The organism is Pseudozobellia thermophila, from assembly GCF_900141855.1.
Classification (GTDB): Bacteria; Bacteroidota; Bacteroidia; order Flavobacteriales; family Flavobacteriaceae; genus Pseudozobellia; species Pseudozobellia thermophila.
Genome location: NZ_FQYU01000001.1, coordinates 655,495 through 679,136, shown reverse-complemented (window position 1 = coordinate 679,136; position 23,642 = coordinate 655,495). Strand labels below are relative to the sequence as shown.

21 protein-coding genes are annotated in these 23,642 nt (G+C 48.6%); 16 read left to right on the top strand and 5 right to left on the bottom strand.

Annotation, left to right across the window (positions count from 1 at the left end; translation table 11 throughout):
- Nucleotides 1-77: 77 nt before the first annotated feature.
- Together BUB37_RS02925 and hemH are read right to left on the bottom strand one after the other, a co-directional pair.
- Entirely contained in the window at nt 78-1,466 is a 1,389-nt protein-coding gene (locus BUB37_RS02925; protein ID WP_072988204.1) for an MATE family efflux transporter, read from the bottom strand.
- A gap of 85 nt (nt 1,467-1,551) precedes the next feature.
- Nucleotides 1,552-2,583, bottom strand: coding sequence for a ferrochelatase (gene hemH / locus BUB37_RS02920; protein ID WP_072988200.1), 1,032 nt, complete (start codon nt 2,581-2,583; stop codon nt 1,552-1,554).
- A gap of 216 nt (nt 2,584-2,799) precedes the next feature.
- On the opposite strand from hemH, the gene BUB37_RS02915 reads away from it, so the two are divergent.
- Entirely contained in the window at nt 2,800-3,870 is a 1,071-nt protein-coding gene (locus BUB37_RS02915) for a mechanosensitive ion channel family protein (protein WP_072989723.1), read from the top strand.
- 88 nt (nt 3,871-3,958) lie between these two features.
- On the top strand, nt 3,959-4,798 hold the full coding sequence (locus BUB37_RS02910; protein ID WP_072988197.1) for an N-acetylmuramoyl-L-alanine amidase-like domain-containing protein: 840 nt from the start codon (nt 3,959-3,961) through the stop codon (nt 4,796-4,798).
- Nucleotides 4,799-4,827: 29 nt separating this feature from the next.
- Here the strand turns inward: BUB37_RS02910 and BUB37_RS21290 are convergent, their stop codons facing one another.
- Both BUB37_RS21290 and BUB37_RS02880 read right to left on the bottom strand, forming a co-directional pair.
- Nucleotides 4,828-7,662, bottom strand: a complete 2,835-nt coding sequence (locus BUB37_RS21290) for a ThuA domain-containing protein (RefSeq protein WP_094766505.1) — start codon at nt 7,660-7,662, stop codon at nt 4,828-4,830.
- A gap of 182 nt (nt 7,663-7,844) precedes the next feature.
- Nucleotides 7,845-8,735 carry a helix-turn-helix transcriptional regulator gene (locus tag BUB37_RS02880; RefSeq protein ID WP_072988193.1) on the bottom strand — a complete coding sequence of 297 codons (891 nt, stop codon included), beginning with the start codon at nt 8,733-8,735 and terminating at the stop codon, nt 7,845-7,847.
- Between the two features lie 203 nt (nt 8,736-8,938).
- On the opposite strand from BUB37_RS02880, the gene hemA reads away from it, so the two are divergent.
- The 13 genes from hemA (at nt 8,939) to BUB37_RS02815 (ending at nt 21,308) form a co-directional block, all read left to right on the top strand.
- Nucleotides 8,939-10,195 carry a glutamyl-tRNA reductase gene (hemA, locus tag BUB37_RS02875; RefSeq protein ID WP_072988189.1) on the top strand — a complete coding sequence of 419 codons (1,257 nt, stop codon included), beginning with the start codon at nt 8,939-8,941 and terminating at the stop codon, nt 10,193-10,195.
- Nucleotides 10,192-11,769 carry a hydroxymethylbilane synthase gene (hemC, locus tag BUB37_RS02870; RefSeq protein WP_072988186.1) on the top strand — a complete coding sequence of 526 codons (1,578 nt, stop codon included), beginning with the start codon at nt 10,192-10,194 and terminating at the stop codon, nt 11,767-11,769. The genes hemA and hemC overlap by 4 nt, the downstream gene beginning before the upstream one ends.
- A 147-nt stretch (nt 11,770-11,916) precedes the next feature.
- Nucleotides 11,917-12,942 (top strand): uroporphyrinogen decarboxylase, encoded by a 1,026-nt coding sequence (hemE, locus tag BUB37_RS02865; protein WP_072988183.1) that lies wholly within the window; start codon nt 11,917-11,919, stop codon nt 12,940-12,942.
- Between the two features lie 104 nt (nt 12,943-13,046).
- Nucleotides 13,047-13,580, top strand: coding sequence for a GNAT family N-acetyltransferase (locus tag BUB37_RS02860; RefSeq protein WP_072988179.1), 534 nt, complete (start codon nt 13,047-13,049; stop codon nt 13,578-13,580).
- Entirely contained in the window at nt 13,581-14,216 is a 636-nt protein-coding gene (locus BUB37_RS02855; RefSeq protein ID WP_072988176.1) for a hypothetical protein, read from the top strand.
- Nucleotides 14,213-15,115: an oxygen-dependent coproporphyrinogen oxidase gene (gene hemF / locus BUB37_RS02850; protein WP_072988173.1), complete on the top strand. Its 903-nt coding sequence runs from the start codon at nt 14,213-14,215 to the stop codon at nt 15,113-15,115. Before BUB37_RS02855 ends, hemF begins: the two co-directional genes overlap by 4 nt.
- A complete protein-coding gene (locus BUB37_RS02845) occupies nt 15,106-15,708 on the top strand; it encodes a hypothetical protein (RefSeq protein ID WP_072988170.1) in 603 nt (200 codons plus the stop codon). The genes hemF and BUB37_RS02845 overlap by 10 nt, the downstream gene beginning before the upstream one ends.
- Before the next feature lie 113 nt (nt 15,709-15,821).
- Nucleotides 15,822-16,811 (top strand): porphobilinogen synthase, encoded by a 990-nt coding sequence (gene hemB / locus BUB37_RS02840; protein WP_072988167.1) that lies wholly within the window; start codon nt 15,822-15,824, stop codon nt 16,809-16,811.
- A gap of 34 nt (nt 16,812-16,845) precedes the next feature.
- Nucleotides 16,846-18,177 (top strand): serine hydrolase domain-containing protein, encoded by a 1,332-nt coding sequence (locus BUB37_RS02835; protein ID WP_072988164.1) that lies wholly within the window; start codon nt 16,846-16,848, stop codon nt 18,175-18,177.
- 51 nt (nt 18,178-18,228) lie between these two features.
- Nucleotides 18,229-19,362, top strand: coding sequence for a CNNM domain-containing protein (locus BUB37_RS02830; protein ID WP_072988161.1), 1,134 nt, complete (start codon nt 18,229-18,231; stop codon nt 19,360-19,362).
- Between the two features lie 3 nt (nt 19,363-19,365).
- The gene (locus tag BUB37_RS02825; protein ID WP_072988159.1) at nt 19,366-19,845 is read left to right on the top strand and encodes a methylated-DNA--[protein]-cysteine S-methyltransferase; all 480 of its coding nucleotides are present in this window, start codon (nt 19,366-19,368) and stop codon (nt 19,843-19,845) included.
- A 245-nt stretch (nt 19,846-20,090) separates the two neighbouring features.
- A complete protein-coding gene (locus BUB37_RS02820) occupies nt 20,091-20,804 on the top strand; it encodes a 3'-5' exonuclease (protein WP_072988157.1) in 714 nt (237 codons plus the stop codon).
- Nucleotides 20,805-20,891: 87 nt separating this feature from the next.
- Nucleotides 20,892-21,308, top strand: coding sequence for an FKBP-type peptidyl-prolyl cis-trans isomerase (locus BUB37_RS02815; RefSeq protein WP_244526707.1), 417 nt, complete (start codon nt 20,892-20,894; stop codon nt 21,306-21,308).
- A gap of 20 nt (nt 21,309-21,328) precedes the next feature.
- Here BUB37_RS02815 and BUB37_RS02810 read toward each other — a convergent pair whose 3' ends face one another.
- Nucleotides 21,329-22,306: an endonuclease/exonuclease/phosphatase family protein gene (locus BUB37_RS02810; RefSeq protein ID WP_072989718.1), complete on the bottom strand. Its 978-nt coding sequence runs from the start codon at nt 22,304-22,306 to the stop codon at nt 21,329-21,331.
- A gap of 77 nt (nt 22,307-22,383) precedes the next feature.
- Between BUB37_RS02810 and hflX the strand changes: the two genes are divergently transcribed.
- Nucleotides 22,384-23,595 carry a GTPase HflX gene (gene hflX / locus BUB37_RS02805; protein ID WP_072988151.1) on the top strand — a complete coding sequence of 404 codons (1,212 nt, stop codon included), beginning with the start codon at nt 22,384-22,386 and terminating at the stop codon, nt 23,593-23,595.
- The last annotated feature ends 47 nt before the right edge of the window (nt 23,596-23,642 follow it).

Sequence of the window (23,642 nt, the reverse complement as noted above, 5' to 3'; positions counted from 1 at the left end):
CCCACCGAAAAAATAAAGCCAATGCAAGTTGCCGCAGGAAGAAGGATAGGTTTAGCCCACCCCGGATTAGGGGCCAATCAGCCTCCGCCCTTGGCCAAGGTGGCACGTACTTCCCTCCACAAATAAATTCCGGTAACAATGGTGGCCAATACATCGGCAATCGGAAAGGCGAGCCATACCCCCAACTCGTCAAAATAATTGGGAAGAATTAAAATGAGGGGAATAAAAAAGAACCCTTGGCGGCTTAAGGTGAGCAAAAAGGCGGGCAAGGCCTTGCCTATGGCCTGAAAATATGCCGATCCGATCAACTGGAGCGCAATAATGGGCGTTGCCGCAAAAACCAAACGCATGGCCAAGGGAATATGGCCCAAAACAAAGGCATTGATCTCCAGATCGGCCGCCGACTGATCCGGCCTATCGCTGAGAAAAAGGGAGGCTATTTCCTGCGGAAAGACCATTAGACCAATAAAGACCAGGGCCGCCATAAGCGATGCGTATTTGATGGCGATGGCTATGGATTTACGTACCCTTTGGTATTTTTTAGCCCCATAGTTAAATCCCGCAATGGGCAAAAACCCTTGGGTCACACCAAAAACGGGAAAAAGGGCGAACATCTGCATACGGCCGACAATGCCATATACCGCCACAAGCGACTCCCCTCCAAAACCAAACAGTATATTGTTCATCAAAAGGTATACTACGCTCGTAGTGGCCTGCCGTGCCAAGGTTACGGCCCCAAGCGCCCCGATTTCCTTGATAATGGGCAAATCGGGTTGTAAACTATGGAGTTTGAGCTTTAGTTCCGACCCTTTGGAGGAAAAGAAGTAAACGATATAGGAAAACGAAAATATATAACCTCCTGTAGTGGCCCATGCCGCTCCCTGCATGCCCCAATCAAGGAGGTAAATAAAAACATAGTCAAGCACCAGGTTGCTCACCGAGGGGATGATCATGGCGATCATGGCGAACTTGGGTTTGCCCTCGGCCCTGATCACGTTGTTGCCCATCATGCTAAAGGCCAAAAAAGGAACGCCATAAAGTACGATGATATAATAGGTCTTTGCCAGTTCGAAGATGGCACCCTTGCCCCCGAAGGCAGGTATAAGCCGATCTACATACCCAATGCCCAAGATGGCCATGGTAATGGTGATCAAGAAAGTAAGCACGATTTGATTGCCAAAGGTTTTGGTGGCCTTGGCAGGGTCACCGGCGCCCAAAGCCCTGGAAATGATACTTGAACCTCCTATACCGATGGCCATTCCCAAGGCTCCTATAAAGAACGAAACCGGCAGAACCACATTGATGGCGGCAATGGCTATGGCCCCGATCCAATTGCCAACAAAGATCGAGTCGACCAAAACATTGAGCGACATGACCAAAATACCTATAGATGCGGGTACGGCCTGTTTGACCAGAAGTTTTCCTATGGGCTCGGCGCCGAGTTGTTCTGCAGAAACGTTTGCCATTAATTTCTTTGAATCGTTCTTAGAATGCCATCATCAAAAAGAGCAAGGACCATTGTTACCTTAAAGGTATGCGACCCAGGTAAAATTAGCTGGGCAAGGCCCCGGTGACCTGCCATTCGTTTACCCATTTGGCCATTACCCCGACCCATGCATCGTTGTCGTTTAGGCAAGGTATGTGCTTATAGTCGGTTCCGCCTGCTTCCAAAAATTGCTTTTTTCCTTCCATGGCTATCTCTTCCAAGGTCTCCAAACAATCCGATACAAAGGCGGGGGTAATCACGGCCAACCGTTTTTTTCCTTCCTTGGGAAAGCGTTCGAACTCATAATCGGTATAGGGTTTCAACCAAGGATCGCCCGCCAAACGCGACTGAAAGGAAGAACTGACCTTATCTTCGGGAAGACCTAATTCCTTTTTTACCATTTCGGTGGTCGCATAGACCTGATGGCGATAGCAGGTATTATGGGCCACGGAATTAACCTTACAGCAACTGCCATCGATCTTGCAATGGTAACCGGTCGGATCCGATTTGCGGATATGCCTCTCGGGAATGCCGTGGTACGAAAACAAAATATGGTCGTACTCAAAATCCTTCAACTCGTCGGCTATCAATTTTGACAGCACCTTGATATAGTCGGGGTTCTTGTAGAATGCCTGCAGGGTCGTCAGCCTCATGTTGGGGAAGAACTGTCTTTGGTCTTCCATCACCTTTACCACCACGGTCTCAAAGGAAGACATGGCATAGTGTGGATACAGGGGAACCAGGAGTACGTCGTCGACCCCCTTGTCGGCCAATTCCTGAAGTGCGTTTTTTATGGTCATCGAACCATAACGCATCCCCAAGGCTACGGGCATATTGGTCTGTGCCCTTAATTTTTCGGTAAACCTTTCGGAGATTACGATCAAGGGCGAGCCTTCCTCCCACCAAATCTTGGCATAGGCCTCGGCCGATTTTTTGGGCCGCGTTTGCAGAATGATGCCCCGTACCAAAATGTTTCGCCAAACCTTGTTTACATCGATGACCCGTTCATCCATCAAAAATTCGTCGAGGTACGGTTTAACATCCTTTGCGGTCGGACTGTCCGGGGAACCCAGGTTAACTAACAATACTCCTTTCATCAGACTAAATTATATCAGTACCTTAATCGGGCCTTGGCACGCCCGAACCCGAAAAAGCACTGTTTTTCAGCTGCAAAAATAAGGGTTGATCGGTAGCCTGCCGACCGAATTTCGAAATACTTTTTGATGATGCGATAGATTACATCAATTTTACGCCCGAACGGACACGTCATGCCAAGTATTTTTAGTAAACTTAAAGAACCAAACATGTACGGTATGCTCAATGACTTTATTGAAATCAACAGCACGTCCTTCCTATACCTATTAAGCACATTGGCCTTACTCTTTTTGGCGTATTTTGTGGTTCTAAGGATTGTAAGGCGTTTGGGCGCCAACCCGAAGTACCTCATCCCCCTGGAAACCGTAAAAAAGATCAGTACCCCCTTAGGATTTGTCCTGTTTTCCATTTTCATCCGCTTGGAGTCGTTGCGGAACTTATTGGGACTCCAAGATTATACCTATTGGTTCAGAAAATCAAGTACCCTGCTCTTTATATTTGCCTTTACCTGGCTATTGCTGAGCCTGCTAAAGATCTTAAAGCACCATATGATGCGCAAGTACGACCTGCAGGCTTCGGACAACTACAAGGCAAGAAAGGTGACCACACAGTTCAACATTCTGGAACGCGTGGTCATATTCATCATCATTATATTGGCCATTGGTGCCGCCCTGATGAGTTTCGAGGGCATCCGTGAGGTAGGCGTCAGTATATTTGCCTCGGCGGGGGTGGCAGGGATCATCATCGGTTTTTCGGCCCAAAAAATGATAGGTACCATCTTGGCCGGTATCCAGATCGCCATAGCCCAGCCCATTAAGATCGACGATGTCGTCATCGTAGAAGGGGAATGGGGCCGTATAGAGGAAATAATGCTCACCTATGTGGTGGTGAAAATTTGGGACAAAAGGAGGTTGATCGTGCCCACGACCTATTTTATTGAGACCCCGTTTCAAAACTGGACCAAATCGTCGGCCGATATTTTGGGCACCGTTTTTTTGTATACCGACTATAAGGTGCCTTTCGACGCCCTCCGCCAAGAGCTTACCCGTATATTGCAGTCGACCGACCTTTGGGACGGCGAGGTCAATGTACTTCAGGTAACCGACACCAAGGCCAACTACGTGGAGATACGTGCCCTTATGAGTGCCAAGGATTCGCCTACGGCTTGGGACCTACGGGTTTTTGTCCGTGAAAAACTGATCACTTTTCTACAACAAAACTATCCCGAAAGCCTGCCGCGTACCCGGGTCAGTTTTGAGAATTCGTTGGGGGTGGAGAAAACAAATTGATCGTAAAAACGAAACCCCTACCGCCTAATTTCCGGTAATTGCCCCTAGGTTAGGGCAAATGGCTATTTTTACACAAAGTTTTAGACCTATGAAGTCGTTCATTTTCGCAATCGCCCTTTTTGTTTGTGCGATAACCACCGCCCAACAGATTACCTGTACCCCGGCCGACAAACAGGCCGTAGAAAACAAATTGCTTGAAATCGATGGCCTGTTGGAAGATGACTTTGGCAAGACCTTGGCCGCCATAGGAAAAACCTTTTTGGAAACCCCCTACGTGGCCAAAACCCTTGAGATAGGCGATACCGAAACCTTGGTCGTCAACCTTAGGGGACTCGACTGCACCACCTTTGTCGAAAACGTGTTGGCCTTCGGAAACCTTTTAAGAAACGGGGAACCCAGCTTTGATGCCTTTACCGGGGCCCTAGAGACCATTCGGTATAAAGACGGGAAATTATCGGGTTATGCCTCGCGCCTCCATTACTTTTCGGAATGGATCGCCAACAACGAAAAGAAGGGGTTGTTAAGGGATATTACCTCGGAAATCGGTGGCACGGAAGTGAAAAAGGAAATCAATTTTATGAGTACCCATAGGGATTTGTATCCTTTTTTGGCCGATGACACCAACTACGAAAAAATAAAGGCATCGGAGCAATACCTCAACAACGGGAGCATCTGTATGTTGCCCCAAGACCAGATCGCGGCCAACGAGCATTTGATACAGACCGGCGATATCATCGCCTTGACCACATCGATCGACGGATTGGACATTACCCACACGGGGTTTGCCACTTGGGAAAAGGATGGTCGTATACATCTGCTCCATGCCTCTACGGGTTCCATGAAGGTAGAGGTCTCCAAATTACCCTTGGCCGATTACCTCAAAGGCATCAAAAAGAATACGGGAATTATGGTGGCGAGGCCCCAATAACCTTTGCCCAAACTATAATAATTCAAAGGTTACCTTTCCAAACAATACATCAAGCCGCCCAGCAAATGCTGTTTAAACCCGGCTTCGTCGTAGGCGCTATTTGAATGGCCCCCGGCCGTATAAAAAGCCCTTCCCCCGTCAAATTCGTGGTACCACGAAAAAGGGTGGTATTCCCCGTTCGTTCCGCCCGAGTAACTGCTTTCGTCCAAAAGCACCAAGGGCACGATACCCGAATAGACGTCCTTAAAATTATACCATTCGTCCGTACGCGTCCACGTGCCGGGCAAATGTGCCGTAGACGAATGGTTGTGGTCGACCACGTTCAAGGTGGCTTCCTGAATGCTCGGATGACCGTTAAAATAAGCACCGACCAACTGTCCGTACCAAGGCCAATCGTATTCCGTATCGGTGGCGGCATGTACCCCCATAAAACTACCCCCGGAGCGGATGTAGTTTTCGAAAGCTACCTGTTGGCCATAATCAAGCACATCTCCCGTCGTATTTAAAAAAACCACAACCTTGTACTTGGCCAAGTTGTCCGCATTGAAGTCCGAGGCGTTTTCGGTTTGTACCACTTCAAAATCATTGGCCCGGCCCAAATCTTGAAGTGTCGACACCCCTTTTTCTATCGAACCGTGCCTAAACCCGGCCGTTTTGGTAAACACCAATATCTTATCGCTGGTTTCTTCCTTAATCTCTTCCTCGGTTATAACCGATACTTCCCTACTTTGTTCCGATTCGTTGCCTTCGGCATCAATGGCCGATACCGCATACCTATAGGTTGTGGCCGGATCCAGGCCCGACACTCGATAATACGTTGAGGACGATTCTGCGAGGTAGCCGCCATTTTGGTAAAGCCTATATCCAACGACCCCGTAATCGTCGGTAGCCGCTTCCCATACCAAATCGACCGTGGTTTGTGAGACCTCTTGGGCCCCAAGGTTGCGGGGCGCCGTCGGAGGCGTGTTATCTACCACCACCTCTTCGGCCGTAGACACGCTTAGGGCCACACTTTGCCGGGATTCGTTCCCCACCGCATCAAATGAGGAAACGGCAAAGGAGTATTCGGTCCCGGGGGCAAGGTTACTCACATTATAGCGGAGGCCTTCGACAGTGGCTGCCAATTCGCCCCCCATAAAGACCCGATACCCCGCAACCCCGACATTGTCGGTAGAAGGTGTCCAGCTCAATTCGATAGCGGTCTCCGAAACCCCATCGGCAAGCAGACCGGTCGGAACGGTAGGGGCCTCAACATCTTCCTCGATCCTGTCTTCGGCTTCTGTAGTGGCGGCAATACTGGTACTCCGTGCCGATTCGTTCCCTTCGCCATCGATCGCCGAAACAGAGAAGCTGTATTCGGTATTGGGCGATAATCCGTTTACCTCGTAGGCCGAAGCTGTGGTATTGCCGATCAAAATGTCGTTTTGAAAGACCTTGAATCGGTGTTCCTGGTCACTATCGCTATCGGCCTTCCAATTCAAACGTATTGAAGTAGTCGTAATATCGGAGACCGACAATTCCGTAGGGATTGCCGGGGGCTGATTGTTTTCCGGTAGTTCTGCCTCTTTTTCGGTGATCACCGCCAAGGCCGCACTTTTAACCGACTCCTGACCCCGATCGTTCAAAACGGAAACCGTATACGTGTATTCGGTGGCAGCCGCCAAATCCACGGCCATAAACCCGGGCTCTGCCGTATTGCCCAGCAAGGTTCCGTTTTGGTAGACCAAGTATTCTTGCACCACCGTACTATCGTTGGGTCGGTCCCAGGCCAAACTTACCGTACTGTCGGTTATTTCCAACGCCCTAAGGTTTATCGGGGCGCTAAGCGGTATGGAATCGACTTGCTCCTCGTTTTGATTTTCAACCGGTTCCGTGGTCACCATTAAGGCTTCGCTGGGCAGGGATTCGTTTTCCGAATCGTCCCAAGCCGTTACCGTAAAACTATAACCGGTTTCGGGCTCAAGATCCCCCACTTGAAAAAAAGCTTCCTTCACGGTAGTCAAAAGTACGCTGTCCCTATAAACGCTATAGCCCGACACTTGTATACTATCGGTTGGAAAACGCCACGAAAGATCGACCGTATTCGAGGTGATCGCATTGGCCGATAGCCCCACCGGGGCCGGTGGTGCAACCGTATCCTGCACTATAGCTTCTTCCGCCAAGGTAAGTACGTCGATCGCATTGCTCGGTTTCGATTCCTTTCCCGACACGTCCACCGCCGCCACCCAAAAAGAATAGCTGTTTTCGGGAACCAAATTCTGAACGGTATATTTTTTCTTGTTCAAGGAAACCAACTTCACGGAATCTTGATAGACCCGATATTCGGTAATTGCCGAAGCATTGGTCTCCGATTTCCAGCTTAGGCTTACCGCCGTTGTCGTTACGCTGTCCAACACCAATACCGGCGCCAAGACCAACACGCTGTACCGGTTTAGGCTATCGATATTTATACCATCGTCGGGCAAACTATCGGCCGCCTTGGTGACCACTTCCACATGTTTGCTGAATTCCGAAAGGTTTCCTGCAGCGTCGGCCGCCCTAACGGAAAACTTATAAGGTGTAGCCGGCTTTAGATCCGTGGCGTGGTACGACGTAAGCGTATCGCGAAAAACTTCCACACTATCGCGGTATAAAACATAGTCGACTACCTCGATGTTATCTTTTGCCTCTTGCCACGAAACGACCGCCGAAGAATCGGTTATATGGGTAGCGGTTAAATTTCTCGGAGGTTCCGGGGCGATGATATCGGACTTAATACTCCCCTCGGGCACCACTTCCCCATCTTTTTGACAGGCCGCAAATAAAACAATCGATAAAATTACAAACGTTAGGGAAAGCAGGCCTAACAAAGGTCTTTCTTTCATTTTCAGGGGGGGATATTAAGGAATAAAACTTCGGGCTATAGTATCTCGGGATACGAAGATCTGAATTTCAGCGACAAAAACGAACCTTATGTCGATATTTTTTAGACATCAAGCCAATTTACGGCCGAATACCCTTAAACCGGTAGGCAATCGCATGCTCCCCTCTAAACAGCGAACATGGGCTAATTGCTCGCCAGGGCCATCAGGTATTTTTTAGGCGTGGTACCGTACTTTTTCTTAAAGGCCGAAATAAAGTGGCTAGCGGTACTATACCCGACTTTCAATCCCACCTCATTTACATTGTACTGGCCGGTTTCAAGCATTTTACGGGCATATTCCATCTTATAGTCGAACAGGAAACTGAAAACCGAATCGCCGTAAATCTGCTTAAAGCCCTCTTTTAGCTTTTTCAGTGACAGGCCTATTTCTTCCGACAGTTCACTCAAGGTCGGTGGTTCGGCCATACGCGAAATAATAATTTCCTTCGCCTTTCGAATTCGGCGTACATTGTCTTCATCGACCAAGAAGGGACATTGCTCCATATCGGCATCGTCGCTTTTGTTAAAGTACAGGGCGATCAGTTCGTATACCTTGCCCTTTATATAGAGCTCCTTTATCGAATTGTGCAGGTTGTAGTTCATTATCTGGCTCAGGATAACGGCTATGGCCGGACTTACCCCTTCTTGCGAGTAGTATTTCTTGTCCTTGTTGTCGGCACTTAAAAAAGGAATGTAATCGGCCTCCTTCGAAAAAAGCGAATGAAACTTGCGAATGGTCATCACCACCGAAACCAACCACGAATTCGGGTTGAGTTCCAGATTGATGGGCAGGTCCAGTTGCGTATTGTAGAGCAAAAGCGAGTTCTCTTCGGAAACCTCGAGAGCATACCTGCCCTCGTTAAATATAAACTTGGCACTTCCCTTGAGGCAAAAATGAAACTGTATGAACGAACTGTCGATTTCTCGAACCACCTTTTGTTTACGAACCCCGTCGTTTTGAATTTTGAGCACGAAGAAACCATCTTCGATCAACACTTCCTGATACGAACCTTCAGCGACATTTTTTTCCATCATAATCTCCAAAATATATTCCCCTTCTATTTAGAACGCTTCTAAATAAATTAGTGTCGAAGCGTTGCATTTCCTACAAAAATATTGGTTTTCAACGGATTTACATCCATATACATCCAAAAAAACCCGTAACGATACTTATTGTTCCGCTAGCGTTATTTTTATCGATAATCCCCCCTTATTTTTGTCCCGCTTTGAAGGCTTTCATGAAAGATTATCACATTTCAAAACATAACTCGTTCTATACCATTGGACTAAGCTACCAAAAGGCGGATGCCGAAGTCCGGGGCAAGTTCAGCCTGGATGCCGATGCCATGGACCGGATACTGACCCAGGCCAAGGCCCAAGGTATAGACGGACTCTTGGTTACGTCTACCTGCAACCGTACCGAACTCCACGGTTTTGCACAGCATCCCTTTCAACTGATCAAATTACTTTGCGACAACGCCTCGGGCTCGGTAGAAGAGTTTCAAGAGGTGGCCTATGTGTTCAAGAACAACGATGCCATTACCCATCTCTTTCGGGTGGGCACGGGACTTGACAGCCAAATTTTGGGCGATTTTGAAATTATCAGCCAACTGAAACAAAGTTTTGCGCGGTCCAAGAAATTCGGTATCGCCAATCCCTTCCTTGAACGCTTGTGCAATTCGGTCATCCAGGCCAGCAAGCGGATCAAGAACGAAACCGAAATTTCATCAGGGGCCACATCGGTGGCCTTTGCCTCGGTACGCTATATCATGGAGCATGTACCCGACATCTCGGAAAAGAACATTTTGCTCTTCGGAACGGGAAAAATCGGTCGAAATACCTGCGAAAACCTGATCAAGCACACCAAAAACAACCAGATTACGCTGATCAACCGGACCAAGGACAAGGCCGAAAAAATTGCCGGCAAATTCAATCTTATCGTTAAGGATTACGGCGACCTTCAAACCGAAATCAGAAATACCGATGTACTGATCGTGGCCACCAGCGCCCAATCGCCCACGATCTCAAAAGAACTTATATATACGAAAAAGCCCCTTTTGATCCTCGATCTTTCCATTCCGAAGAATGTGGCGAACGACGTTTCGGAAAAGGAAAACGTAACCTTGGTGCATTTAGACCACCTTTCGCGTATTACCGACGACACCTTGGAACGCAGAAAACGCTTTGTACCCAAGGCGGAAGCGATCATAGAAGAAGTGAAAACCGATTTTATCCAGTGGCTTGAAACGCGAAAGTTCGCACCCGTCATCAAGGCCCTAAAAAAGAAGTTGAAGACGATGAAGGACGAAGAGCTCGACTATCAATCGAAAAAGCTCTCCGACTTTAACGAGCAACATGCCGAGGTTATCTCCAACCGCATCATCCAAAAAATCACCAAACAATTCGCCAACCACCTTAAAGACGACAAGGTCGATGCCGACACCAGCCTCGAACTGATCCAAAAAGTTTTTCAACTCGAAATAGAAACTCCATGAACAAAGTCATCCGAATCGGTACCCGCGATAGCGAATTGGCGCTATGGCAGGCAAATACCGTAAAGGACAAGCTTGAAGCCCTCGGTTACAAAACGGCCCTCGTACCCGTAAAATCGACCGGCGACCTAATACTTGACAAACCCCTCTATGAACTGGGCATTACGGGCATTTTTACCAAGACCCTCGACGTCGCCATGCTCAAGGGCGAAATAGACATCGCCGTACACAGTATGAAGGATGTTCCGACCGCCCTGCCCAAGGGCATCGTCAAGGCAGCGGTTCTTGAACGGGGCAACCATTTCGACATACTGGCCTATAAGAACAACGAGGAGTTTCTCGCCCAACGCGATGCGGTAATCGCTACCGGAAGCCTGCGAAGAAAGGCCCAATGGCTCAATCGATACCCCACCCATACGGTTGTCGATTTACGCGGCAACGTCAACAGCCGATACGAAAAGCTATTGAACAACGACTGGAACGGGGCCATTTTTGCCGCTGCCGGCCTGGAACGCATAGGGCTGGAGCCCGAAAACACCATCGGATTGACCTGGATGCTTCCCGCCCCGGCCCAAGGGGCCGTAATGGTGGTCGCCTTGGAGGATAACGATTTTATTCTTGATGCCTGTGCCGCCCTTAACCACGAAGCCACCGACATTTGCACCCACCTCGAACGCGAGTTCCTCCGCATTCTCGAAGGAGGTTGCTCGGCGCCCATCGGCGCCCATGCCACCATTGACGAAAACGACAAGGTTACCCTAAAGGGGGTCTTGCTCTCCGTTGACGGAAAGAAAAAATTGGAAGCCGAGTTCTCGGCCCCATTGGGCAAACACGAATTTTTGGGCCGCGACTGCGCCAACAGCATTCTCGCCCGAGGCGGAAAACTCCTGATCAACCAAAGCGAGGAAATAAGCCTTCAAACCCATATATTCTCCACCAAAAACCTCACCCCGGACCAACTACAGCGATTTAAGGGGGAAATTAAGGTGAAGGCGGAAGATTTTATCAAGATAAGTCCCAACCGCATACCGAAAACCGTTTTAAAAAAGGAGCACGAGAACGTCATCATCACCAGTAAAAACACGGTTGAATCGCTATTGACCCAAGCCACTAGCGACGAATTGAGGTTCAAGAACATCTATTGTGTTGGCCGAAAGACCAAGCGATTGATCGAGCGCCGGATCGGCCCGGTAAAGCATCAGGAAAAATACGCCCAAAAGCTCGCCGAATATCTGGTGGAATATATCGACGGCACCGAGGTGACCTACTTCTGCAGCAATTTACGCTTAGACGACCTTCCCAACATATTGGAACAGAACGGTATTAAGGTAAACGAGGTAGAGGCGTATACCACCAAGCACGCACCGGTAGAGATCGATAAAGATGTTGAAGGCGTCATGTTCTTCAGCCCCTCCGCAGTCGAGAGCTATTTACTGAAAAACACACCCCACAAGGTGGCCTACTGCATTGGCGAAACAACCGCCGCCGAGGCGAGAAAGCATTTTAAGGAGGTACGGGTGGCCAAGATACCAACGGTAGAAAGTACGATCGACTTGGTGAATTCAAGTTATTCGTAACGGGGCATTGTTAAGTGACCCCGAAGCGGTCTGCGGGTACATGGACGACGGAAACAAAATCAGGACCGACCCAAGAGGGCATTTTGACATAAAAGCGGAACATGGTCGGGCGATAATCGAGTATCAACCATTAACTTCGAACTAAAAATGATAAAAAACGATTTATTTCTTAGGGCCCTTAAAGGGGAAACGGTCGAACGGCCACCGGTATGGATGATGCGCCAAGCGGGCCGCTACCTTCCCGAATTTATGGAAATCAAGAAAAAATACGATTTCTTTACGCGCTGCCAGACCCCTGAATTGGCCTCGGAAATAACGGTACAGCCCATTAGGCGTTTCGGAATGGATGCCGCCATACTGTTCTCCGATATTTTGGTCGTACCGCAGGCCATGGACATCGAAGTACAAATGAAGACCAATTTCGGTCCGTATTTGCCCAAGCCCGTTCGTACCCAAGACGATGTAGACCGTGTCATCGTACCCGATGTAAACGATGCCTTGGGTTACGTAATGGACGCCATTAAGGCCACCAAGGAAAAACTGAACGACGAGGTGCCCTTGATCGGCTTTGCGGGCTCTCCCTGGACCATCTTATGCTATTGCGTCCAAGGCCAGGGAAGCAAAACCTTCGATCGGGCCAAGGAAATGTGCTTTACCCAGCCCGAAGCGGCCCATGCCCTGCTTCAGAAAATTACCGACACCACCATTGCCTATTTAAAGGCCAAGGTCAAGGCAGGGGTAAATGCGGTACAGGTTTTCGATTCCTGGGGCGGCATGTTGTCACCCGTCGACTACCAAGAGTTTTCATGGCAATACATCCAACAAATCATCGATGCCCTAAAAGACGAGGCCCCGGTTATCGTATTCGGTAAAGGGTGCTGGTTCGCCTTGGGCGAAATGGCAAAATCAGGGGCGGCCGCATTGGGCGTAGACTGGACCTGCTCTGCAAAGAACGCGCGTTACCTAAGCGGTGGCCATATAACACTGCAAGGTAATTTTGATCCCGCCCGCCTACTTTCGCCCCCGTCCGACATCAAAAAAATGGTTACCCAAATGATCAACGAATTCGGTAAGGACAGGTATGTGGCCAACTTGGGTCATGGCATCCTTCCGAACGTGCCGTTGGAAAATGCCAAGGCTTTTATAGATGCGGTCAAGGAATACCGGCAATAATACCTATTCGCACCCTAACATACCAATAGGTATAATTTTTGATAGGCCATTCACGTGCCGACCGATTGGCTCTTGCACGGTACGGATGGCCCCAAAGATGGGATATGCAAAATGAAGCTTTTATACTGCAACGATTAAGGCCCGAAGATGCCAAAAGTCTTTCGGAATTGATGGTGTCCAACCAAGGGCGTTTTCAACGCTTTTTCCCGGTGACCCTGGCCCAAAACCTCGACATTGAGGCATCAAAAGCCTATATCTCACAAAAAAACAAGGCCTTCGACAGCCACTTGGAATACACTTTCGCCATCAAGGGGAAAACCGACGACCGGGTTTGCGGACTCGCTATCTTAAAAGATATCGACCGGCAAGACCAAGTCGGGGAAGTCGCCTATTGTATGGACCAGGCCCATACAGGACGGGGCTGGGCGACCCGTGCCGTAATGGAACTTTCGCGCCATGCATTTGAAAAACTAAACCTCACAAGCCTTAAAATTTTAGTGCACGAAAGCAACGTGGCCAGCAGACGGGTGGCCGAAAAGAGCGGGTTTAGCTTTACGAAGGCGCTCAAGGCCGCATATACGCCTCCCCATGAAAAACCCTTGGATATGCTGTTGTTTCAACTTTCAAAAGACCGGTAAATGCAGATAATCGAGAGATACGATAGGCAGTTCGAATACGGCGGCATATTGATGAATCTATTTGTGGCCTATCAGTTTTTTACCCTCTGGTTCGATCCGCAAATCAACGATACGGGCCGCTTGGCCACCTTGTCGGTTATGATGCTCTTCGAATTTGTAATGGTACACTCCGGGGTTTTTATGGCCTTAATGCCCAAAAAACTATCGCTCTATATTTTGTTTCCGATTTATGGCCTGTTCGCCCTGGCCATAAACTCAATGGCCGAAAACAACATTGTATTGATCGCCTATCTCTTGGTCGTGTTCAATCGCATGCGCTTTGCCTTTTCGGATGTTTCAAAAGAAATAAGAAATCGCATCATTACTACCTCGGTACTCGGGGCCCTTATCTATTTCTTTATGCTGTTTTTCTTTTTGTTGGCGGCCGATTACATTCCAAAATTCGGACTTACCGATGAATTCCTAAAAATTACGGGATACGGTCGTTCAATTTATACGGAAGGGGCGTTTGTCGACATCCCCCATGCCATAATGGCCTTTGGCCTATGCTACTATTCTTCGCTCGCACTTATAGAAGCCTTGTTTTTAAACCGTAATTTTGCACCTAAACCGACGCGCAAGTTATCCAAACGATGAAAGACAAATTTTTTAGCTACATACAGGAACTTCAAAATACGATTACCTCCAAGTTGGAAGAGGTAGACGGAAAGGCAACATTCCGCGAAGACCAATGGACACGCGACGAAGGTGGTGGAGGCCGTTCGCGGGTAATCGAGAACGGTACTGTTTTTGAAAAAGGAGGGGTCAATATTTCAGGCGTACACGGCGAACTGCCCAAAAGCATGCAACAGTACTTCGGTGTACGGGATGCCGACTTTTTTGCCTGCGGACTCAGTTTGGTGATTCATCCAAAAAACCCAATGGTACCCACCGTACATGCCAATTGGCGGTATTTTGAAATGTACGACAAGCAAGGAAATATCGTAGACCAGTGGTTCGGGGGAGGCCAAGACCTAACCCCCTACTACCTCTTCGACGAAGATGCCGTTCATTTTCACACCATCTGCAAAAACGTATGCGACGAACATCATCCTGAATTCTATAGCCAATACAAGAAAAAATGTGACGAATACTTTTACAACTCCCATAGAAACGAGGCCAGGGGCATTGGTGGACTCTTTTTCGATTACTGCAAGGCATCCGAAGACATGTCCATGGAAAACTGGTACGACTTTGTTACGGCAGTAGGAAACAGCTTTTTGGAGAGTTATATACCGATTGTTTTAAAAAGAAAGGACCTCCCCTACACGCCCCAACAACGCGATTGGCAAGAGATACGCAGGGGCCGTTATGTCGAGTTTAACCTCGTACACGACAAGGGTACGCTTTTCGGCTTAAAGACCAATGGCCGTATCGAAAGCATTCTCATGAGCCTTCCGCCCCATGTACAATGGAGGTACGACCACCACCCGAAAGCGGGCAGTGAGGAAGAACGCTTGGTAAACGTTTTGAAAAACCCCAGGTCATGGGTCTAAAACCGCTTGTCCTTATTTTGGTATCAGCGTATTTATGCCTGGGCACCTCCTGTAAGCGAACCCGCTCGAAAAGCGATATCGACATCGAGTTTACCTCCGATACGCTCGAGGTCGCCTACACATACTGGTGGGAAGAGTCGGGCCCCTTTATAGGCTATTGCGGCGAAGATTACAGCCTGGCCTTTGCCGGTACCATCACCGACCTCGAAAACCCCACCCATGATCCCGGACCGCTCTACACTTCGCAATGGGGCACCATTGCCTTGGACAGGGTATTTAAAATCAATAATCCGCCATCGGGCGGTTACGAAAACCAAAAATATTTTAGAAGCGACTGTTTTAACGATCTCGAATTATCGGTAGGTGACAAGGTTTTGGTATTCTGCTACGAGTACGAAGGAGGTTTAAGCATCCCCGGGGACAAATCCATCTTAAAAATCGGGGGCATGGACCACCCCTTGGTCAAATCGATCAAAAACTATATCGACGCCGACCAAGACCCCTTGGCCATACAGAAAGATAGTACCCTATGGGGTGCCTACGGCTTTAATGACAAGTTGGCCCAACATATACGATGCAGGCAAAACCATTGATCGTGAAAACCGTGCATATTTTAATCGCCCAAACTTTGATATTACCCGTAATGAGGGTAATTTTCGGATTTGGGGGGAATAGTGAATTTAATGCGAAAAATAAATAAAACCATATGTATCCATTAAGAAGAAATCGACGTCTCAGGACCTCCGACAGCATGCGAAAATTGGTGCAGGAAACTTTCTTGACCCCCAACGACTTTCTAGTACCCCTTTTTGTGGTGGAAGGAAAAAATGTAAAAGAGGAGATTCCCTCCATGCCCGATTACTATCGGCTTAGCCTCGATAACCTTGAGAAGGAGGTTAAGGCGCTCTGGAAACTGGGCCTAAAATCGGTTTTGCTATTTGTAAAGGTTGACGACAAGCTAAAGGACAACCAGGGCTCGGAAGCCCTTAACCCCGACGGATTGATGCAACGGGCCATTAAAACGGCCAAAAATGCGTGTCCGGACATGCTGGTAATGACCGACGTGGCCCTGGACCCCTTTTCATCGTATGGCCATGATGGAATCGTTGAGAACGGACAAATACTGAACGACGAAACCACCGAGGTCTTGGCAGAAATGAGCCTATCCCATGCCCAAGCCGGTGCCGATGTAGTGGCGCCCAGCGATATGATGGACGGGCGCATACTCACCATTCGGGAGGCCTTGGAAGAAGAAGGCTACCTCAATACCGCCATTATGAGCTACAGCGCAAAATACGCCAGTGCCTTCTACGGTCCGTTCAGGGATGCCCTGGATTCGGCCCCCGTAGATGTACAAGATATCCCGAAGGACAAAAAAACCTATCAAATGGATTACGCCAATCGATTCGAGGCCCTAAAGGAAACCGAGATGGACATAGAGGAAGGTGCCGATATCGTTATGGTAAAACCGGGACTTTGCTATTTGGATATTGTTCGTGAAATCAGAAATGAGGTAGACGTACCCTTGGCCGTATACCAGGTTTCAGGCGAATATGCCATGCTTAAGGCCGCCGCCCAGAAAGGATGGCTCGACCACGATGCGGTGATGATGGAGCAACTGACCGCCATAAAAAGGGCAGGTGCCAACATTATCGCTTCCTATTTTGCCAAAGATGCCGTAAAACTATTGGGCTAAGCCCCAAAAACAACAACCCTAATCGTAGTTCCCAATGAGGTCTTATATTTTTATACTATTTGGTTTATTTTTTGTGCTGGTCCACGGGCAGGAAAACCCGAGGGTTGAACTGAACCTAGGTCGAAGCGATGCCCTCACCTACGGAAGTCCTGAAGAGGTGGGTCTCGACTCAAAGGTCATACAGGCCCGTGTCGACTCTATAATAACAAATGGTATAAAAAATGAGGCCTTCCCCGGGGCACAGGTCTTGGTCGCCAAAAATGGCAAGATCATCTTTCACGAGGCCTATGGCTTTCACACCTACGACAGCATACAGCCCGTGGCCCTTGACGATATCTACGACCTGGCTTCGGTAACCAAAATTACGGCGGCCCTCCCTGCCGTTATGAAGCTGGTCGACGAGGGAAAACTTGAACTCGATGTGCCCTTTAGCACCTATTGGACCCGCTGGAGGAAAATTTCCGATAAAAAAGACCTGACCCTTCGCGAAATTCTGGCCCATCAGGCCGGTTTGGTTCCCTATATCGTTTTTCTCAATAAGGTACTCAAGAAAAATGGCAAGGTGAAAAAACGGTTTGTAAGGGCATCCCCCAATAGCCGGTTTAGCCATCAGGCCTACGACGGACTCTATATCAAGAACAGGTTCAATAAAAAAATGTACCGTCTTATCGACCGTTCCGAGGTCTCAAAAGAGAAAAAATACACCTATTCCGGGCTCACCTTCTTAATTTTCCCCGAACTGGTAACGCAATTGAGCGGCGAGTCGTACGAATACTACCTCGAAAAGAACTTTTATCTGCCCCTAGGGGCACCGACCATGGGATTTAACCCCAAACTAAAGGGCTTTACGAACAAAATCGTTCCCACTGAGGTCGATACCCTTTTTCGCCATACCCTGACCCAGGGTTGGGTACACGATGAAAATGCATCCCTTTTGGGAGGCGTTTCGGGCAATGCCGGCCTGTTCGCCACGGCTACCGATCTGGCAAAACTTATGCAAATGTACATGCAGTACGGTATCTACGACGGCAAACGCTATTTCTCGGAAGCAACCGTAAAAGAGTTCATCAAGGAACAATACCCCGAGAACGGCAACCGAAGGGGACTGGGTTTTGACAAGCCCCTTTTGAACAATTCGAAACTGGACTTGAAAGACGCGTATCCTGCCCCCGAAGTAAGCGCCCAAAGCTTTGGACACGCCGGTTTTACGGGAACTTTTGTCTGGGCCGATCCAGAAAACCAATTGGTATATATATTCTTGTCCAACCGGGTCAATCCCACCCGCGAAAACCGCAACCTCTACCGTATGAACATACGCACTGCGGTACAACAAGTATTTTACCAAGCAACATTGCCTGGGGAATAAGCACACAAGATTATACAAATATTGGTATCTTAGCCATTAAACAACCAAGTCATGGGTCTGCTGATCTTCTATGCGTTAATTTCCATATTTTTTTCATTTCTGTGTTCGGTTCTCGAAGCGGTGCTCTTAAGCATTACCCCAACCTTCATCAATGTAAAAAAGAAGGAAGGCAAGTCGTACGCCTTGGTTCTCGAAGAACTGAAAAAGGACGTTGACAAGCCCCTTATCGCCATTTTGACCTTGAATACCATTGCCCATACCGTCGGAGCCATTTTGGTGGGGGTTCAGGCCAAGGTGGCCTATGCCCAACTTTACGGAACGACCGAAAGAACGGTCTTGGGCGTACCCTTCTCGGAGGACCTAATGGTCGGGGTCGTTTCGACAATAATGACCATCTTGATCCTTGTCGCTTCCGAAATCATTCCCAAGACCATTGGCGCCACCTATTGGAAATCCCTGGCCAATTTCACCTCGAAAACCCTCCGGATAATGGTGCTAGGCCTTAAATACACGGGATTGTTGTGGTTGTTACAGCTATTCACCAAATTGGTGGGCGGACACGGACACGAAGGCAGTGTGCTCAGCCGCGAAGATTTTACGGCAATGACCGACATAGCCCACGAAGAAGGGGTTTTTGAAAAATCGGAATCGACCATAATCAAGAACTTGCTTCGATTTGACGAAGTGCTGGTAAAGGATATCATGACGCCCCGTGCGGTAATGAAGATTGCGCCCGAGAACAAGACCATCCGCGAATTTTTCGAAGCCAACCCCAAGATGCGGTTCTCCCGGATTCCCGTATATGGCGAGCGAATGGACCATATCGACGGATTTGTCCTGAAAGACAACATTCTCGAAGAAATGGTAAAGGACAACGGTTCCATTCCCCTATCGGATATCAAACGGAAAATATTGGTCACCGAAAGATCCACGCCCATTCCCAAGCTCTTTGAAACCTTGATCGCCAAACGCGAACACATTGCCCTTGTCGTAGACGAATACGGCTCGGTAAGCGGCCTTGTAACCATGGAAGACGTTATTGAAACCCTCTTGGGCCTGGAAATTATGGACGAGAGCGACAATGTGGCCGATCTTCAGGATTTGGCCCGTAAAAACTGGAAAAACCGAGCCCAAAGAATCGGGATTATCGATGAAAAACTAGACCAAGGACAAAAAGACCTTTGACCCATGGAGGTAGCCTTTCTTAAAACCCCTTTGGGCCTTGCCGAACTTCGCGGCGATTCGGAAGGCGTATCGTCGATCAGGGTTCTTGACCATACCGACATGCCTTCGCACCAAATACCGAAAAGCTTGCAAGAACCCGCCCGCCAACTCAAGGAATACTTTGCGGGAGAACGATCGTCCTTTTCGCTGAAAACCAATCCACAGGGCACCGAATTTCAAAAACGGGTATGGCAGGCCCTCGCCCAAATACCCTACGGAAAAACGATAACCTACCTCGACCTGTCCAAATCGCTAGGAGACCCCAAAGCCATCCGGGCGGTCGCCTCGGCCAATGGCAAAAACCCCTTGTGGATCGTGGTGCCCTGCCACCGCGTTATTGGAAGTGACGGTTCCTTAACGGGTTATGCCGGCGGACTGCACCGAAAAAAATGGCTTCTCGAGCACGAAAATCCCATAAAACAACAATCGCTTTTTGAAAATTAACCGACCCATGGGTCGGTACCTTGCCCCCCATCCAAGCCGCCATTCCATCAATATGCCGTTCATCGATAAAAGCGTGCATTTTCAATAGCCATCCTATCCCTCCCCCGGAAAGGGAAAGTACGGAACCAACTATGGGGTCGGTTTTGGCCTAAGGTGCCCTGGTACCATCCCCAGGTTAAGACCATGTACACCATTCCGGTTTTGTTCGTATATTGAATGACCGAAAACGAAAGTAACAGGGCTTTATGTTAAAGCGGATCAACTTGGAACATATTCTTTTCTTGGATATCGAGACCGTTCCCGAAAAGGAGCGTTTCGAGCTGTTGGACGAGGAGAAAAAAGAGCTTTGGGAACAGAAATCGCAGTACCAGCGCAAGGACGAATACACCCCCGAAGAATTTTACGACCGGGCCGGTATTTGGGCCGAATTCGGAAAGATCGTCTGTATATCGGTAGGCTATTTCAACTTTAGGGGCGACCTTAGGACCTTTCGCACCACCTCGTATTATGGAGATGAGGCCAAACTGTTAAAAGCTTTCAAAAACCTGCTCGACACCCATTTCAACGCCCCCAAATACCTGCTTTGTGGACACAATGCCAAAGAGTTCGATTTTCCGTACATCGCACGGCGCATGATCATCAACCGTATCGAACTGCCCTACAAACTGAACCTCTTTGGCAAAAAACCGTGGGAAGTACCTCATTTGGACACCATGGAACTCTGGAAATTCGGCGATTACAAACACTTTACGTCATTGAAGCTCTTGGCGAATATCCTGGGCATCCCCTCCCCAAAACAGGACATTGACGGGAGTATGGTACGCCAAGTGTATTACGAGGAAAAGGACATCGATCGCATCGTGACGTATTGCGAACTGGATGTCGTGACCACCGCACAGGTATTTTTACGCCTTAGGGGCGAGGAGCTCCTGCACGACGAGGAGATTAAAAAAGTATGAGAATACCTCGTTCTTTTCTATATTTACCGCAAACTACAACATGAAATACTTTTTTTATCCTTCCTGTTCATTGCGCTAACCTCGTGTTTGGACGACAACAGCTCAAACCCTAACCCCATTGATTTTAGTGTCCAAAACGACGAAGATATACGAACCTATCTCGAAGAAAACGATTTGGAGGCCCAACGAAGTGCGAGCGGCCTTTATTATATCATCGACGAAGAGGGTACCGGGCCACAACCGACAGGCAGCTCCGATGTGACCGTGGTCTACAAAGGATATTTTCTAAACGGAAGCGTATTTGACGAAAGCGACGAAAACGGCATCTCCATTAATCTTCAACAGGTTATACCGGGGTGGACGGAAGGAATCACCTATTTTAAGGAGGGCGGTAGCGGACTCTTACTCGTACCTGCCCATTTGGGCTACGGCACCTTCGATTACAATGGTATCCCGGGGGGCTCGGTACTTATTTTCGAAATCGACCTATTGGCCGTCAACTAGCCCCCAAGTAACGATCAAGGCTACATGTTGTACTTGAGTTGGATGTAGACCGGAAAGTGGTCGCTATAGCCTCCTATATACTTCCGGCCGACATAGGTCCTGTAGGGCGAGCCCTTGTATTTGCCCTTGAATTCGGTCAAGAAATGTTCGTCAAAAATGTTCGCATGGGCAAAACTATGGGTTCCTTTCTCGTAGTTCAAAAAACTGTGCGACACCATGATTTGGTCGAAAAGCATCCAAGACTTTCTATAACTGGCACTTCCCCGATGTGGGGTAAGCAATTTTTCCATGGGGTTGTACAAGCCTTTGCCCTTTGTCAGGGCCAGTATGCTCTTTGAATGGGGGTCGTCGTTAAAGTCGCCCATTACAATGTAATTGGGGGCCGCTTCCGAAGCCTCAATGCGGGCCATAAAGTCAAGTAGGGTCTCGGCCGCCTTCAAGCGCTTCGATTCGGTCTGCACATCTCCGTCCCTTCGAGACGGCCAATGGTTTACAAAAAGGTGCACCTTTTCCTTGTTCAACGTACCCCTTACGTATAGGATATCGCGGGTCGTGTCGCGGGTACCGTCCTCCTGATAGACCATTACATTGATCGGTTCCGAGTGTTCTACCTTAAAATGTTTACGGTGATAAATCAGCGCACAATCGATACCCCGTTCATCGGGAGAATCGTAATGGACACAATCGTAGTCGATCTTGTCCAAGGGATTACAGGCGAGCAGGTCTTGTACCACTTTCTTGTTCTCCACTTCGGCCACCCCGACGATTACAGGAGGCGCACCGGTTTCGCCCTGGCCCAACCGCGATACCGTCTTGGCCAGTTTGTCCAATTTGCTTTTGTAACGCTTGGGTGTCCACCTTTTAGAGCCCTTGGGCGTAAAATCATCATCAAGGGTATGGATGTCGTTGGTGGTATCGAACAAGTTTTCAAGGTTATAAAATGCAACGGTATTTAGGCGGTTTTGCTTTTTTTTCTTTTTTAAGAACGAAAAAATCATGGTTTTTACGTTTTGGGCCACTATTATTGCTCAAATAGGTCGGCCAGTATTGATTAAATTTGCAATTTACAACCTATATGATAGAAAAGAATAGCATAGAGCACGAAAAGGCCGTTTTGATCGGTGTCATCAATCGTGAACAGAACGAGGAAAAGGTCAGCGAATTTCTTGACGAACTTGAGTTTTTGACCTATACGGCAGGGGGAGAGGTGGTCAAACGATTTGTACAACGCATGGACGTTCCCAATCCCAAAACGCTTATAGGAAGCGGTAAAATGGAAGAGGTCCAGGCTTTTGTCAAGGCCAACGACATAGGGTCGGTAATCTTTGACGACGAACTTACCCCTGCCCAGCAGCGCAACATAGAGAAGCTGCTGCGCTGCAAGATCGTAGACCGTACCAGCCTTATACTCGACATTTTCGCGCAGCGCGCACAGACCAGCTACGCCCGTACCCAGGTGGAGCTGGCCCAGTACGAATACCTTTTGCCCCGGTTAACGGGACTATGGACGCACTTGGAGCGCCAAAGAGGGGGTATCGGTATGCGCGGACCGGGTGAAACCGAAATCGAGACGGATAGGCGTATTGTACGCGACCGGATTTCCTTGCTCAAAAAGAAGCTTGAAAAAATCGACCGGCAGATGGAAACCCAGCGGGGCAATCGCGGGGCACTGGTCCGGGTGGCCTTGGTCGGATATACCAATGTGGGCAAATCGACCTTGATGAACGTAATCAGTAAAAGCGAGGTCTTTGCCGAAAACAAGCTTTTTGCGACGCTCGACACCACGGTCAGAAAAGTCGTCATAGGCAATCTCCCCTTTCTTTTGAGCGACACGGTAGGATTTATCCGTAAACTGCCCACGCAGCTCGTGGAGAGCTTTAAAAGTACCCTGGACGAAGTGCGCGAGGCGGATTTGCTATTGCACGTGGTGGATATTTCGCACCCGCAGTTTGAAGAGCACATTGACTCGGTCAACAAAATCTTGCACGAAATTGGCTGTTCCGACAAGAACACCATTATGGTCTTCAATAAGATCGACCAGTACCGGCACGAGGTAATCGATTCGGACGATCTGGTGACCGAAAAAACGGAAAGGCATTTTACGATTGAGGAATGGAAACGCACCTGGATGCAAAGGGTGGGGGATAAGGCCATTTTTATATCGGCACTCAACAAACAGAACCTCGACGAGTTCCGAAAGCGGGTATACGACGAGGTACGCGATATCCACGTGACGCGGTTTCCGTACAACAACTTTCTATACCCCGAGCATTTGGATGAATACTAACCCCGGTTGGCATTCGAAGCCACCATTCGTCGAAGAAACAAAACCGT